At 65.2% G+C, this 13,732-nt stretch carries 15 protein-coding genes; 7 read left to right on the top strand and 8 right to left on the bottom strand.

All coding sequences use genetic code 11. The annotated features are described in order from the left end of the window. Window positions 1-76: 76 nt before the first annotated feature. Window positions 77-475: an MAPEG family protein gene (locus AC066Y_RS09025; RefSeq protein WP_478273558.1), complete on the top strand. Its 399-nt coding sequence runs from the start codon at window positions 77-79 to the stop codon at window positions 473-475. 158 nt (window positions 476-633) lie between these two features. On the opposite strand, the gene AC066Y_RS09020 is transcribed toward AC066Y_RS09025, so the two are convergent. Genes AC066Y_RS09020 through AC066Y_RS09010 form a run of 3 tightly spaced genes read right to left on the bottom strand, consistent with a single transcriptional unit; the run spans window position 634 to window position 4,474 of the window. Beyond that, window positions 634-1,755, bottom strand: a complete 1,122-nt coding sequence (locus tag AC066Y_RS09020) for a nickel/cobalt transporter (protein ID WP_478273557.1) — start codon at window positions 1,753-1,755, stop codon at window positions 634-636. Beyond that, entirely contained in the window at window positions 1,752-2,387 is a 636-nt protein-coding gene (locus AC066Y_RS09015) for a DUF1007 family protein (RefSeq protein WP_478273734.1), read from the bottom strand. The genes AC066Y_RS09020 and AC066Y_RS09015 overlap by 4 nt, the downstream gene beginning before the upstream one ends. Before the next feature lie 11 nt (window positions 2,388-2,398). Beyond that, complete coding sequence (locus AC066Y_RS09010; protein ID WP_478273556.1) at window positions 2,399-4,474, bottom strand: M3 family metallopeptidase; 2,076 nt, start codon at window positions 4,472-4,474, stop codon at window positions 2,399-2,401. Between the two features lie 130 nt (window positions 4,475-4,604). Between AC066Y_RS09010 and AC066Y_RS09005 the strand changes: the two genes are divergently transcribed. From AC066Y_RS09005 to AC066Y_RS08980, 6 genes are all read left to right on the top strand, one after another. Beyond that, on the top strand, window positions 4,605-4,865 hold the full coding sequence (locus AC066Y_RS09005) for a hypothetical protein (RefSeq protein WP_376711762.1): 261 nt from the start codon (window positions 4,605-4,607) through the stop codon (window positions 4,863-4,865). A gap of 661 nt (window positions 4,866-5,526) precedes the next feature. Continuing rightward, the gene (locus AC066Y_RS09000) at window positions 5,527-6,669 is read left to right on the top strand and encodes a type III PLP-dependent enzyme (protein WP_478273555.1); all 1,143 of its coding nucleotides are present in this window, start codon (window positions 5,527-5,529) and stop codon (window positions 6,667-6,669) included. Between the two features lie 129 nt (window positions 6,670-6,798). Next, window positions 6,799-7,404, top strand: a complete 606-nt coding sequence (locus AC066Y_RS08995) for a GNAT family N-acetyltransferase (protein ID WP_478273554.1) — start codon at window positions 6,799-6,801, stop codon at window positions 7,402-7,404. Between the two features lie 10 nt (window positions 7,405-7,414). Next, entirely contained in the window at window positions 7,415-7,576 is a 162-nt protein-coding gene (locus AC066Y_RS08990; RefSeq protein WP_478273553.1) for a hypothetical protein, read from the top strand. Between the two features lie 104 nt (window positions 7,577-7,680). After that, window positions 7,681-8,070, top strand: a complete 390-nt coding sequence (locus AC066Y_RS08985) for a RidA family protein (RefSeq protein WP_478273552.1) — start codon at window positions 7,681-7,683, stop codon at window positions 8,068-8,070. Between the two features lie 40 nt (window positions 8,071-8,110). Next, a complete protein-coding gene (locus AC066Y_RS08980) occupies window positions 8,111-9,553 on the top strand; it encodes a homospermidine synthase (RefSeq protein WP_478273551.1) in 1,443 nt (480 codons plus the stop codon). Window positions 9,554-9,620: 67 nt separating this feature from the next. Here the strand turns inward: AC066Y_RS08980 and AC066Y_RS08975 are convergent, their stop codons facing one another. From AC066Y_RS08975 to AC066Y_RS08955, 5 genes are all read right to left on the bottom strand, one after another. Continuing rightward, window positions 9,621-10,361, bottom strand: a complete 741-nt coding sequence (locus tag AC066Y_RS08975; RefSeq protein WP_478273550.1) for an acetoacetate decarboxylase — start codon at window positions 10,359-10,361, stop codon at window positions 9,621-9,623. A gap of 120 nt (window positions 10,362-10,481) precedes the next feature. Continuing rightward, on the bottom strand, window positions 10,482-10,811 hold the full coding sequence (locus tag AC066Y_RS08970) for a hypothetical protein (protein ID WP_478273549.1): 330 nt from the start codon (window positions 10,809-10,811) through the stop codon (window positions 10,482-10,484). Window positions 10,812-10,891: 80 nt separating this feature from the next. After that, window positions 10,892-11,608, bottom strand: coding sequence for an MgtC/SapB family protein (locus AC066Y_RS08965; protein ID WP_298380137.1), 717 nt, complete (start codon window positions 11,606-11,608; stop codon window positions 10,892-10,894). Window positions 11,609-11,652: 44 nt separating this feature from the next. Then, complete coding sequence (locus tag AC066Y_RS08960; RefSeq protein WP_478273548.1) at window positions 11,653-12,672, bottom strand: WD40 repeat domain-containing protein; 1,020 nt, start codon at window positions 12,670-12,672, stop codon at window positions 11,653-11,655. Continuing rightward, window positions 12,672-13,721, bottom strand: coding sequence for a CobW family GTP-binding protein (locus AC066Y_RS08955; RefSeq protein ID WP_478273547.1), 1,050 nt, complete (start codon window positions 13,719-13,721; stop codon window positions 12,672-12,674). The genes AC066Y_RS08960 and AC066Y_RS08955 overlap by 1 nt, the downstream gene beginning before the upstream one ends. Window positions 13,722-13,732: the final 11 nt, after the last annotated feature.

The raw sequence follows: 13,732 nt of genomic DNA, 5'->3' as shown, positions 1-13,732 counted from the left end.
GGCTTCGCGCGTTGCTCCAACCTTGTCAAGCCGAGTGCGGGTTGGCTACGTTCCGGTCCGTAAATCGGGAGGAACCATGACGATCGCCGAATGGTGCGTCTTCGGGACGCTGCTGCTCTCGCTGCTGACGATCGTATCGGTGAAATGGGCCGGCATCCGCGGTTTTGACAATTCGAAACCGCGCGATCCCGATTTCTACGACGATCCGATCCGCTCGCGCGCGCTCGGCGCCCACCAGAACGGCATCGAGGCCTTCCCGTTCTTCGCCTTCGCCGTGCTGCTCGCTGAATTCCGCGTCGGGCCGCTGCGGCTGATCGACGAGCTGGCGGTGCTGTTCCTGATCGTGCGGATCGCCTACGTCTTCACCTATATCGGTAACCGCCCGACGCTGCGCTCGATCCTCTGGAGCATCGGCTTTGCGATCAACATCGCGATCTTCTGCCTGCCGGCGATCAGGGGATATCTGACGAGCTAGGCACGCCGCAGCCCAGTTATCCCGTCATCCTGAGGAGTCCGCGCTTGCGGGCGTCTCGAAGGATGCACGGCCCGGCTGGTGGCCCTCGATCCTTCGAGACGCCTGCTTCGCAGGCTCCTCAGGATGACGGTCCATCGGGATTCGCCAGACGAAGAGCGTCAAAGGCACGTCGCCCGCTCGGCCGCGACATAGCCGAACAGCAGCCCGAGCCCGAACAGCAGCACCAGACCTGCGGCAGCAAACTCCAGGCCGCGCATGATCACCATGCCGCCGCCGTCACGCGCCGCGCTCAGACGCTCCGCCACGCCGCGCGCCGACACTGCGACCAGCGCGATCGCCGCCACCGTGATGGCGGTGCCGAGCCCCATCACGAAGGTCGCGGCAACGCCGGCCCAGAACAGGCCCTGCGCCAGCGCGAACACAAGCACCAGGATCGCGCCCGAGCACGGCCGGATCCCGACCGTGAGGATCGCACCCAAGCCGCGCCGCCAGCCGCCGGGACCGGCGAGCTCAGCCGGCGTCGGCCCGTGCGAATGGCCGCAATGCTCGTCATGGACGTGCTGCGCGTCATGCCCGTGATCGTGGCCGTGATCATGATGATGGCCATGATCGTCATGCGCGTGACGATGATGGTGCTCATGGCCATGGTCGTGGTGACCGTGATCATGGTGGTCGTGATCGTGCTGATGCGCACCGGCCAGCGCCAGCGCAGGCCGCGGCAGCTGGAGCGCGCGGAGGAAGCCGCCACCTTTGACCCAGACCAGCCGGGCGCCGAACGCCGCGATCAGCGCGTAGCTTGCGATCTCGATCGCCTTCTCCGCCCCGCACATGGTCTTCGCGGTCGCGTTGAGCAGCCAGGCGCAGACGCCGACGATCAGAACCGCGACCAGCGACTGCATCAGCGCCGAGGCGAACGACAGCACGATGCCGCGCCGCGCGGTCTCGCGATTGGCGACCATGTAGGACGAGATCACCGCCTTGCCGTGGCCGGGGCCGGCGGCATGGAAGATCCCGTAGGCAAACGAGATCGCGAGCAGGGTCCAGACCGCCGAGCCGTCGGATTTCGCGGCGCGGATGGTAGCCGAGATCTCGCGGTAGAACTCCGACTGCTTTGCCAAGAGCCAGCCGACGATCCCGCCCTGCGGCTCCGCCGCACGCGGCGCGCCGAACGGATTCTGCGCCAGCAGCGCGTGAACCGCGCCATCCAGCACCACGAATGCCGCCAGCACAACGGCGGACACGGCGAGGCCACGCATCGCGCGGGAGGCGATCGACATCATGGGCAATCCACCGTGATCTTGTTGGCGAACATCATCGCGAAATTGCCGGCACTTCCGTCGAGGAAGTTCTGCTCGCCGAGCTTCTGTGCGGCGGCGGTGCCATCGTTCGGCCGCTCGAACTGCATCTTGCAGTCTGCAGCGGCCCCGACCAGCTTGATCGGCTCCTTCTCAGCGAACTGGAAGTCGATGAAGTAGGTCGGGTCGAACACTTCGAGCGCGAGCTGCCTGGCCTTGAACGGCGTCTTCACCGGCAGCGTGAAATGCAGCGTCAGCGCCGAATCCTTGTATTCGAGAAAGTAGTCGACCGGCTCGGTGAACTTCTGCTTCTTGCCGTCGCCCTTGGCGAAGGTGAAGTAGGCGTATTCCTTCAGCGACTCGACGTTGGTCTGCGCCAGCGGCGCCAGCTCCTCGCGGCTGTAGGCGCCCTTCACCTTGGTCTCGATGCCCTGCAGCGCATAGGTCGAGAACATGTCGTCGAAGGTCCAGGCGTGGCGGACGGCGGTGATGGTGCCGTCGGGCGCGTAGATCAGCTCGCTTTTGGCCACGATCCAGACATGCGGATGGGCCTCGGCGGCCGCCGTGCCGAGCACGACGGACACCGCGAGCACGAGCCCGGCGATCAGGCGGTTCAGAGACGGCACCTTCAGGCCGCCTCGGGCGTCTCGAGCAGGCCGCGACGGCGCAACAGCGCGTCCGGCTCGGGCTCGCGGCCGCGGAAGGCGACATAGGCCTCCTCCGGATCGCGCGAGCCGCCCGACGAGTAGATGTCGTCATGCAGCCGCTTGGCGGTCGCCGGATCGAAGATATCGCCGGCCTCCTCGAAGGCGCCGAAGGCGTCGGCGTCCATCACCTCCGACCACATGTAGCTGTAATAGCCGGACGCATAGTGGTCGCCGGAGAAGATGTGGCCGAACTGGGTCGGCCGGTGCCGCAGCGAGATTTCGGCGGGCATGCCGATCTTCTCCAGCTCCTTCTGCTCGAAGGCGCGGACGTCACGGCTCGCCGCCGCCGGCTGGGTGTGGAATTCGAGGTCGACCAGCGCCGAGGAGACGAACTCCACGGTGGCAAAGCCCTGGTTGAACTTGCGCGCCGCGAGGAAGCGCTTGAGCAGGTCGTCCGGCAGCGCCTCGCCGGTCTGGTAGTGGCGGGCGAAGCGCTGCAGCACCTCGGGCCGCTCCTGCCAGTGCTCGTAGAGCTGCGAGGGCAGCTCGACGAAGTCGGTGAAAACAGATGTCCCCGAGAGCGACGGATAGGTGACGTCGGAGAGCATGCCGTGCAGGCCGTGGCCGAACTCGTGGAACAGGGTCCGCGCATCGTCTGGCGACAGCAGCGAGGGCGCGCCGTCGGCGCCCTTGGCGAAGTTGCAGACATTGATGACCAGCGGCGCGACCTCGCCGTCGAGCTTCTGCTGGTCGCGCAGCGAGGTCATCCAGGCGCCGGACCGCTTGGAGGGCCGCGCGAAGTAGTCGCCATAGAACAGCGCCTTGTGCTGGCCGTCGCGGCCCTTGACCTCCCAGACCCGCACGTCCGAGTGCCAGACCGGCACGTCCTTGCGCTCGGCGAAGGTGACGCCGAACAGGCGGGTGGCGCAGTCGAAGGCGGCCTCGATCATGTGGTCGAGCACCAGATAGGGCTTGATCGCGGAATCGTCGAAATTGGCGCGGCGCTGGCGCAGCTTCTCGGCGTAATAGCGCCAGTCCCAGGCCGCCAGGGTGAAATTGCCGCCCTCTTCAGCGATCAGCGCCTGCAGCGCATCGCGGTCGGCGAGTGCCCGCGCCCGCGCCGGCTTCCAGACCCGCTCCAGCAGGCCGCGCACCGCCTCCGGCGTCTTGGCCATGGAATCCTCGAGGCGATAGGCGGCGTAGGTCGGGAAGCCCAGGATCTTCGCCGTCTCCTCACGGAGCGAGAGGATCTCCACGATGGTCGCGTTGTTGTCGTTGGCGTTGCCATTGTCGCCGCGGGCCGTGAAGGCCTTGTAGACCTTCTCGCGCAGGTCGCGCCGCGACGAGCTCTGCAGGAACGGTTCGACCGAGGAGCGTGACAGCGTCACGATCGCCTTGCCGGGCTTGCCGCGCTCTTCCGCCGCAGCCTTGGCGGCCGCCACATATGTGTCGGAGAGGCCGGCGCGGTCGCCCTCGCCGAGCTCCATGAACCACTCCTGCTCATCGCCGAGCAGATGGTGGCTGAACGAGGTGCCGAGCTGGGCGAGACGCTCGTTGATCGCGGCCATGCGGGCCTTGGCGGCGTCGTCGAGCCCGGCGCCGGAGCGGCGGAAGCGGGTGTAGGTGCGCTCCAAGAGCCGCATCTGCTCGCCGGTCAGGCCGAGCGAGGCGCGCTTCTCGTGCAGCATCGCGATGCGGCCAAACAGCACAGCGTTCATCATGATCGGATTCCAGTGCCGCGCCATCCGGGGCGACACCTCCTTGTCGATCTCCAGGATCGCAGGGCTCGAATGGGCCGAGACCAGGTCGTAGAACACCGCCGAGACCTTCGACAGCAGCTTGCCGGAGCGCTCCAGCGCCGTGATGGTGTTGTCGAAGTCCGGCAGCGCCGGATCATGGGTAATCGCAGCCACTTCGGCCGAATGGTCGGCGAAGGCCTGCTCGAAGGCAGGGAGGAAATGCTCCGGCTTGATCTCGGCGAAGGGCGGCGTCTCGAGCGGCGTCTGCCATGCCTTCAAGAGGGGGTTGGCGTGAGCGTCTGCGCTGGTTTCTGACATCGAATATCCCGTTTTCCGCCTTGAAAATGCGGCCCAATCTATATCACGCGTTACGGCATTTTTGGGCCTTTTGCGCTTGATACATGGGCACTTTTCGGAGAGATTGCGCCCCCTGAACAGGACCTATTCCATGACCATGCAGCCCTCCACCGCAGGCACCAGCCGAATCCTCTGGCCGAGCGTCATCACCGTGATTTCGGCGGCGATCCTGATCGGCGCGGAAGTGTTCGGCGCGGCCTTCGCCGGCGGCTGGGCGCTCGCGATCGCGCTCGGGCTCGGTGATTTCGGCGCGCATATCCTGCAGGCCGTGCTGTTCGGCATCGGCGTCCTGATCATGATCGCCTTCATCCGCGCAGCTCAACGCGTCGAGCCGTTCACGCGTCGCGCGTGAGCTGAAGCGATTCAGGAAAGCGCTGCGGCACAGGGCTTAAACGCACACACGCTTCGTTAGTCATTCTTAACAGCCGTTCATCTTCAACGCCTGCTGCGCGCGCCATCGCAAGCACGCGTTAGGGAAATTTGCCGCTATCGCAAAAAAATTCTTGCGAAGCGAATTCAAAAGACTTATTTCCTGCCTTGCCCAATTTCGCACGTGCCTGTGGTCGTGTGTCAGTCGGTAGGTATCCGGACAAGAGGCCGGACAGCCGCCAAGGGGTGGAAGAACCGAGGGTCGCTTACGTCCGTCAGGACGCGAGGGGCCAGCATCTCTCTCCAGGGATGCCGTTGAAGGTCTCACCACTCTTTGCAACCGTGACTGGCAGCCGGAGGCGAACCGGCGCACCCCGCTCTCCACGGGGGACGCGACTTAAAGCAACGACGGATCGGGCTTTTTTGGTCTCTACCGGCAGTCCAACGCCGGCGCGGGCTACTGAAAAGGCTTGTCCTTCATTGCCAGGTGAGCGGGCGGGAAACTCTCCCAACCAATCCACGGCAGCACAGTCTGGTTTGAGTCTTTTGGCTTCGTTGCGCCTCCATCGCGCGATGTGGCCGGAGCACTCTGACTAGACGTCATGTTGATGCGGATCCCGTCGCTGGGGCCGCTGGAGAGTGCCATGACTGAACGTATCCAGGAATTCCTGCGCAGCCGCCGGAAGGATGGTCTCGACACCGAGCCGTGCCTCGTCGTCGACCTCGAAGTCGTGCGCGACAATTACCAGACCTTCGCGAAGGTGCTGCCGGACAGCCGCGTGTTCTACGCGGTAAAGGCCAACCCGGCGCCCGAAGTGCTGGCGCTGCTCGCCTCGCTCGGCTCCTGCTTCGACACCGCGACCGTTGCGGAAATCGAGATGGCGCTGGCCGCCGGTGCGACGCCGGACCGCATCTCCTATGGCAACACGATCAAGAAGGAGCGCGACATCGCGCGTGCCTTCGCGCTCGGCATTCGCCTGTTCGCCGTCGACTGCGCCGCCGAGGTCGAGAAGATTTCCCGCGCCGCTCCCGGCGCGAAGGTGTTCTGCCGCATCCTCTATGACTGCGCCGGCGCCGAGTGGCCGCTGTCGCGCAAGTTCGGGTGCGATCCGGAGATGGCGGTCGACGTGCTCGACCTCGCCAAGCGGCTGGGGCTGGAGCCGTGCGGCATCTCGTTCCATGTCGGCTCGCAGCAGCGCAAGGTGAAGGCGTGGGACCGCGCGCTCGCGATGGCCTCGACCGTGTTTCGTGACTGCGCCGAGCGCGGCATCAATCTCACCATGGTCAACATGGGCGGTGGCTTCCCGACCAAGTATCTCAAGGACGTTCCGCCGGTCCTGCAGTATGGCCGGTCGATCTTCCGCGCGCTGCGCAAGCATTTCGGCAACCAGATCCCGGAGACGATCATCGAACCGGGCCGCGGCATGGTCGGCAATGCGGGCATCATCGAGACCGAAGTCGTTCTGATCTCGAAGAAGAGCGACGAGGACGAGGTTCGCTGGGTCTATCTCGACATCGGCAAGTTCGGCGGTCTCGCCGAGACGATGGACGAGTCGATCCGCTACGCCATCCGCACGCCGCATGACGGTGCGGACATGACGCCGTGCGTGCTCGCGGGCCCGACCTGCGACTCTGCCGACGTGCTGTACGAGAAGCTGCCGTATCCGCTCCCGGTAACGCTCGAGATCGGCGACAAGCTGCTGATCGAAGGCACCGGCGCCTATACGTCGACCTACTCGTCGGTGGCGTTCAACGGCATTCCGCCGCTGAAGACCTACCACATCTAGGCCGCCTCCTTTTCGAGGCCTGATAAACCGGGAGCCGGCCCCGCCGGCTCCTTCCCGATCATTTTTGATTTTTCTGAACGACGCTTGCGCGGCGTGCGACTTGCCGTTGCAAGCGGGGACTGACGTGCCATGACTGCGAAACGGAACACCCCCGTTGCCCTCATCCGAAAAGCCGCCCCGTTCGCGATCCGTGCGGAGCGTGCCTCGGACGTCGTCGCGCGCGAAGCGCTGCTGGATGCCTGCTTTGGCGAGAACCGCCATGCCCGCACCTGCCAGCGCCTGCGCGACGGACGCGCGCCCGCCCAAGGCCTGAGCCTTGCGGCCGTGCGCCAGGACGGCCGGCTGGTTGGAACCGTGCGGTTGTGGCACGTCAGCGCGGGGGGCCGCAGCGCGCTGATGCTGGGGCCGCTGGCAGTCGACGACGACTGCCGCGGCCTCGGCGTCGGCGCCGCGCTGATGCAGCGCGCGCTGGCCGTGGCGAAGGCCCGCGGCCACGGCGCGGTGATCCTGCTTGGCGATGCGCCCTATTACGCCCGCTATGGCTTCACCGCCGACGGGACCGGCGAATTGTCGCTGCCCGGCGCATTCGAGCGCGACCGGCTGCTCGGCCTCGAGCTCGTCGAGGGCGCGCTGGACGGCGTCTGGGGCATGATCACGCCGACCGGCGCACCGCTGCCCAAGAGCAAGGCAACCCGCAACCGGAAGGCACCGTTCGCCGTGCCGCACGCGGCGTAAGGCGGGCGCCATGGCAGAGAACCTTCCCGCAATCGATGGCGCGCGCCCGCGTTGGCGCGGCCTCGTCACCACGGTCATGCTGTTCCTGATCTCGGTTATGATCGTCCGGGACATCCTGATCCGGCGCTGGACCGGCACGCCGCCGTTGGACACCACGCAGCAGTCCCGCTAGCGCCGGCCGTAAGGTCCAGAACCCCAGGTCAGAATCTGGGGGTTGCGCGGGCGCCAAAAATGCCCGTAAACCCCGCGCAGAACCTTTTTCCGTCGAGGTCCGACATGTCCCGTCGCCTGATTTCCACCGGCTCGCCGTTCGAGAAGACCGCGGGCTACAGCCGTGCCGTGATCGACGGCGACTTCGCCTTCGTCGCCGGAACCACCGGCTACGACTACACCACCATGACCATGCCTGATGATGTCACGCGCCAGTCACGGAACTGCTTCAAGACCATCGAGGCTGCCCTGAAAGAGGGAGGCTTTGCGATGGCCGACATCGTCCGCGCGACCTACTACCTCACTGACATCAGTGACGTGGATGCCCATTTCGCGGTCTGCGGCGAGGTTCTCGGCAACATCCGCCCGGCCGCAACGATGCTGATCGTCGCGGGGCTCTACAAGCCCGAGATGAAGGTCGAGATCGAAGTTACCGCAAAGCGACGCAACCCCTGATCCACTCTACCCGCCGCTCGGCGCTCTCCTGGAGAAAATGATGAGCCCCTCCTCGCAGATCTACGCGAAAATCACCGGCCCCATTGTCATGATCGGCTTCGGCTCGATCGGCAAAGGCACGTTGCCGATGATCGAGCGGCATCTCGACTACGACAAGTCGCGCGTCACCGTGATCGATCCGAAGGACGAGGGCCGCAAGGCGCATTGCGAGAAGCACAACGTCAAATTCATCCAGAAGGCCGTCACCAAGGATAATTATCGCGAGTTGCTGACCCCGCTGCTGACTGAAGGCGGCGGCCAGGGCTTTTGTGTCAATCTGTCGGTCGACACCGGCTCCACCGACATCATGGAGCTCTGCAACGAGCTTGGCGCTCTCTACATCGACACCGTCAACGAGCCCTGGCTCGGCTTCTATTTCGATTCGTCGAAGGGCCCGGAAGCGCGCTCCAACTACGCGCTGCGCGAAGTGACGCTGGCCGCCAAGAAGGCGCGCCCCGCGGGCTCGACCACGGCCGTCTCCTGCTGTGGCGCCAATCCCGGCATGGTCTCGTTTTTCGTCAAGCAGGCGCTGCTCAATGTCGCCGCCGATCTGAAGCTCAATGCCCCGAGGCCGAAGACCAAGGCCGAATGGGCGGACTTGATGCGGCAGGCCGGCATCAAGGGCATCCACATCGCCGAACGCGACACGCAGCGCTCCAAGTCGCCGAAGGAGCCTGATGTGTTCGTCAACACCTGGTCGGTGGAAGGTTTCCTGTCGGAAGGCGTGCAGCCGTCCGAACTCGGTTGGGGCACCCATGAAAAATGGATGCCCGAGAATGCGCGCACCCACGAAGCCGGCTGCGGCGCGGCCATCTATCTGATGCAGCCCGGCGCCAACACGCGGGTGCGGACCTGGTGCCCGACCCGCGGCGCGCAGTATGGCTTCCTCGTCACCCACAACGAGTCGATCTCGATCTCCGATTACTTCACGGTGCGTGACGCATCGGGGAAGGCGATCTATCGGCCGACCTGCCACTATGCCTATCATCCGGCTGACGATGCCGTGCTGTCGCTGCATGAAATGTTCGGCCGCGCAGCGAAGATGCAGGAGAAGCACCACATCCTCGATGAGAACGAAATCGTCGACGGCATCGACGAACTCGGCGTGCTGCTGTTCGGTCACGACAACAATGCCTATTGGTACGGCTCGCAGCTCTCCATCGAGGAGACCCGCAGGCTCGCGCCCTATCAGAACGCCACCGGCCTGCAGGTGACCTCCGCGGTGCTCGGCGGCATGGTATGGGCGCTGGAGAATCCGAACGAAGGCATCGTCGAAGCCGACGAGATGGACTTCGATCGTCTGCTGGAAATCCAGCTGCCGTATCTCGGCCCGGTGAAGGGTTTCTACACCGACTGGACACCGCTGACGGATCGTCCGGGACTGTTCCCGGAAGATATCGACACCAGCGATCCCTGGCAGTTCAAGAACATCCTGGTGCGCTGACCGCACAGCGTACGTTGAGAACGAAAATGCCCGGCCTCACGCCGGGCATTTTGCTGTCTGGCGCCGCTCACTTCGCCATGTAGTCGAACGCGACCGAGCCGAGGCCGAGCGTCAGGTCCGCCTTGTAATGCAACGCCGAGACCACTTCGCGCACCGGCAGGCGGGCGACGTCGCACAGCGCGTGCGGAAACAGACCGAGCGCGGAGGGCCCTGTCCAGGCCTCCTTCAAGGTAATGTCGTCGAGATGGAAGCGCACCAACTCGCAGATCCGCGGCGTGCCGTCGACATGCGGAATGATCTTCAGGATGAAGTTCGGCGCCTTCATCGCGTTCAAGACCGTGTCGTGATCGACCTTGTGGTACTTGTAGCCCATGGTGGCGGAGGCGCAGAGCACCGAGCCGTAATGCAGCGAGCCGACCAGCACGTCGCTCTCGATCGCGATCTTGGGCCGCGCCAGCTTCTTCGGAAATCCCCACAGCTCGCGGCCGCCGGCGATCGGGGCCTCGTCGTCGAGATACATCGCGTGGGTATAGGCCCCGAGCTCACCCTTGAAGCGGACCGGGATCACCTGGCCGGTTTCGGTGTAGTCGCCGAAGCCGGTCGAGTCGGGCATGCGGATGAATTCGTACTTCACCACGGGCTCGGCGACCTCGAGCGGCTCCGGCACCACGGCCGCCAGCGCTTCGGGGTCGGTCTTGTAGGTGATGATGAAATATTCGCGGTCGAAGAACCGATACGGCCCCGGCGGAAACGACGGGTTGGTGAGCGGCATCGAATAGGCGGTGCGCCTGATATCCTCGATCTTCATGAAAGGCCCCATCTGTCGTTGGCAAGACGACAGATTATGGCGGGCACAGGCGGCCGAGGCGAGACCGTATAATCGGCAGCATCAGTCAAATGCGCGTCACAATGCGTCGGCCGAACGCGCCTATTTCTTGTCGATCGGCGGCGCGGTCTTCTCGGCGGGCGCCGGCGGCAGCACCGGCCTGGCGCCGGCCTTCTGCGCTTCAGCGTCGGGGCGCGCAGGCTCCGGCGCCGGCGTCGTCGGCCGCTCGCCGCCTGGCTTCGACTCGGCCGGCGGCGCTGTCTTCTCTGGCTCGGGTGACGGCGTCGTCTGCAGCGGCTGGGTCGCCTGCGCCATCTCTTGCGGCGCTGCGTTGATCGCGTGCAGCGAAAGCGCCGCGATCGCAACGCCCGCCACCACCAGCGTGGAGGCGATCAGCACGTCGTTCCGCAGACTGGTCCGATCCGCAGCCATTTCGTTCACCCGCGATTGTCAGCGAGGTCAACGATCCGGCCACCGCATGGTTCCTGAGCAGAGCCTGCGGGAACCGCGCCTCAATCCGTGGTGCTGATTTCCCAGGTCACGTGCCGCACGCCGGGCTGATGCTGCAGGTCGACCACGACGGCATTCAGCTCGTTGGGGTCGACCGCAGTCGAGACCAGCTCGGCCACGATCTCCAGGAAGTCGTCGCCGGCCTCGACCACGTTGACATCGGCAACCGGATAGTTCGCGGCCTCGAGCTTCTCGACCAGGCGGTCGCGCATGTCGGGCAGCGCCTCGGGGGTCACCACGAGCTTGAAGTAGTAGGTCGCCTCCGAGGCCTTCTCGTTCAGCGGGATGCGGTTGATGGCGTTGACCAGCGGGCGCAGCAGCGTGTTGCCGGCGATCACGAACACGGTCAGCGCAGCCGCCTGCGCCACCAGATCGGCGCCGGCGCAGGAGCCGACCGCGGCCGAGGCCCACAGCGTCGCCGCGGTGTTGAGGCCGCGCACGTCCATGCCCTGCTTCATGATGACGCCGGCGCCGAGGAAGCCGATTCCCGACACCACATAGGCGATCACCCGCACCGCGCCGTCGGCTCCGGCCAGATGCATCGCGAGGTCGACGAAGGCGGCCGCGCCGACCGCGACCAGCACATTGGTGCGCAGCCCCGCGGTGCGCTGCCGGTACTGCCGCTCGGCCCCGATCAGGGTGCCGAGGACAAAAGCTGACGTCAGGCTGACCAGCGTGTCGATGAAGTCGGCGAGCTGGAATGTCGTAAGAAATCGCATGACGCTGCCGATTCTTCCTCGCCCGAGAACGATGCAGCGATCTCTTACATTTCCAGGATGCCCGCGTCACCATCTTCCGTGCCGTAGGCGAGCAGCGTGCCCTTGGCATTCCACCCTAGCGCGGACACCGCCGCGCCGGTATTCCGGCGCACCAGGATCTCGGCGCCGTCCTCGAGCCGGACCATCAGCACGGTGCCGTCGGCATAGCCGACCGCCATGATGTCGTTCTTCGGATGGCAGGCGACCACCGCGACCCGCGCCGGCATCGGCGCCAGCATCGCCGGCTCCTTGCCCATCGGACCGTCCTTGCTGGTGAACGGCCAGACGATCACGGCATCGGCGCCCGAGGTCGCGAGCCCCTTGCCGCCGGCGCTCCACGACATCGAGCGCACGCGGCCGGGATAACCGCTCATCCGCATGTGCCGGTTGTCGGCGAGCCGCCAGCCATGCATCGCGGCCTCGTGCATCGCCGTGACCAGGAATTTGTTGTCCGGGCTGAAAGAGACCGCGAGATGCGAGCCTGCCCATTCCAGGAATTCCGGATTGGCGGCCATGTTCGGAAACCACAAGGTCACGCCGTTGTAATGCGCGATCGCAAGCCGCAGGCCCTTCGGTGCAAACGCCAGCCCGCCGACGGTCGACGGTACCTCGAAGGTTTTCTCTTCGCCCTTGGGATTGCGCACGAACGCGGTCTTGCCCGCCGACCACGCCACCGTGCCGTCGCTGTGCAGCGCGACGTTGTCGATCCAGCGCCGCTTGGCGTCGGTCGCGATGGTCGAGGTCTCGCCCTTGGCGTCGATTACGATCAGCTTGCCGTCGTCACCGCCGGTGACAAGCCGCTTGCCGTCGGAGGCCGCGCACAGGATGGCGCCGAAATGCGTCTCTGTCCGCGTGATCTCGCCGTCGGCGGTCGCGATCGCGACGCTCTCCTCGGCGCCGACGAAGAACGCGCGGTCGCCGAGGAAGTGCACCGAACCGACCGCCGCGCCGAGCGGAAGCGGCTTGACGCGGTCGGTGATCGAAACGATGGAAGATGGGGCCTCGCCCGGGTCGAACTCTTTCATCACGTGGTGATGCACTGCTCGAAGCCGTCGCGGATCGCCTGCTCCGGCAATTCGCGACCGATGAACACGACGCGGCTTTCGCGCTTCTCGCCGTCCTTCCACTTCCGCTGATGGTCGCCTTCCAGCATCATGTGGACGCCCTGGAACACGTAGCGGTCATCATCGCCGGTGAAGGCGAGGATGCCCTTCGAGCGCAGGATCTTCTGCCCCTCGGTGGCGACGAGGTTCTGCAGCCAGGGCATGAACTTGGTCGGATCGAGCGGCTTCTCCGAACGCAGCGACAGCGATTGCATGTCCTCGTCGTGATAGTGCTTCAGCCCATGGCCGTGATCGTGGTGATGGTGATGGTGATCATGGTCATGATCGTGATCGTGGTCATGGTCGTGACCGTCGCCGGCCTCGAGGAAATCCGGCTCGATCTCCAGGATGCGGTCGAGGTCGAATGCGCCGCGCTCCAGCACGTCGGCGATCCCGACCTGGCAGCGCTCGGTGCGATGCAGTTTTGCGTACGGATTGATGCCGCGGATGCGGGCTTCGACCTCGGCGAGCTCAGCCTTCGAGACCAGGTCGGTCTTGTTCAGCACGATGACGTCGGCGAACGCGATCTGGTTCTTGGCTTCCGGCGCATCCTTGAGGCGGTCGCTCAGCCACTTGGCGTCGGCGACGGTCACCACGGCATCGAGCCGGGCGTTCTTCTGCACGTCCTCGTCGACGAAGAAGGTCTGTGCGACCGGTGCCGGATCGGCAAGGCCCGTGGTCTCGACGATGATGGCGTCGAACTTGCCCTTACGCTTCATCAACCCGTCCATGATGCGGACGAGGTCGCCGCGCACCGTGCAGCAGACGCAGCCATTGTTCATTTCGAACACTTCCTCATCGGCGCCGATGATGAGGTCGTTGTCGATGCCGATCTCGCCGAATTCGTTGACGATGACGGCGTATTTCTTGCCGTGGTTTTCCGACAGGATGCGGTTCAACAGCGTGGTCTTGCCGGCGCCGAGATACCCCGTCAGCACGGTCACAGGAATTTTTTGCGAAGCTTCAGCCATAACAACTCCGA

It is taken from the genome of Bradyrhizobium sp. USDA3010 (genome assembly GCF_056429065.1).
Note: the sequence above shows the minus strand (reverse complement) of the source record. Positions and strands in the feature narration are given on the sequence as shown.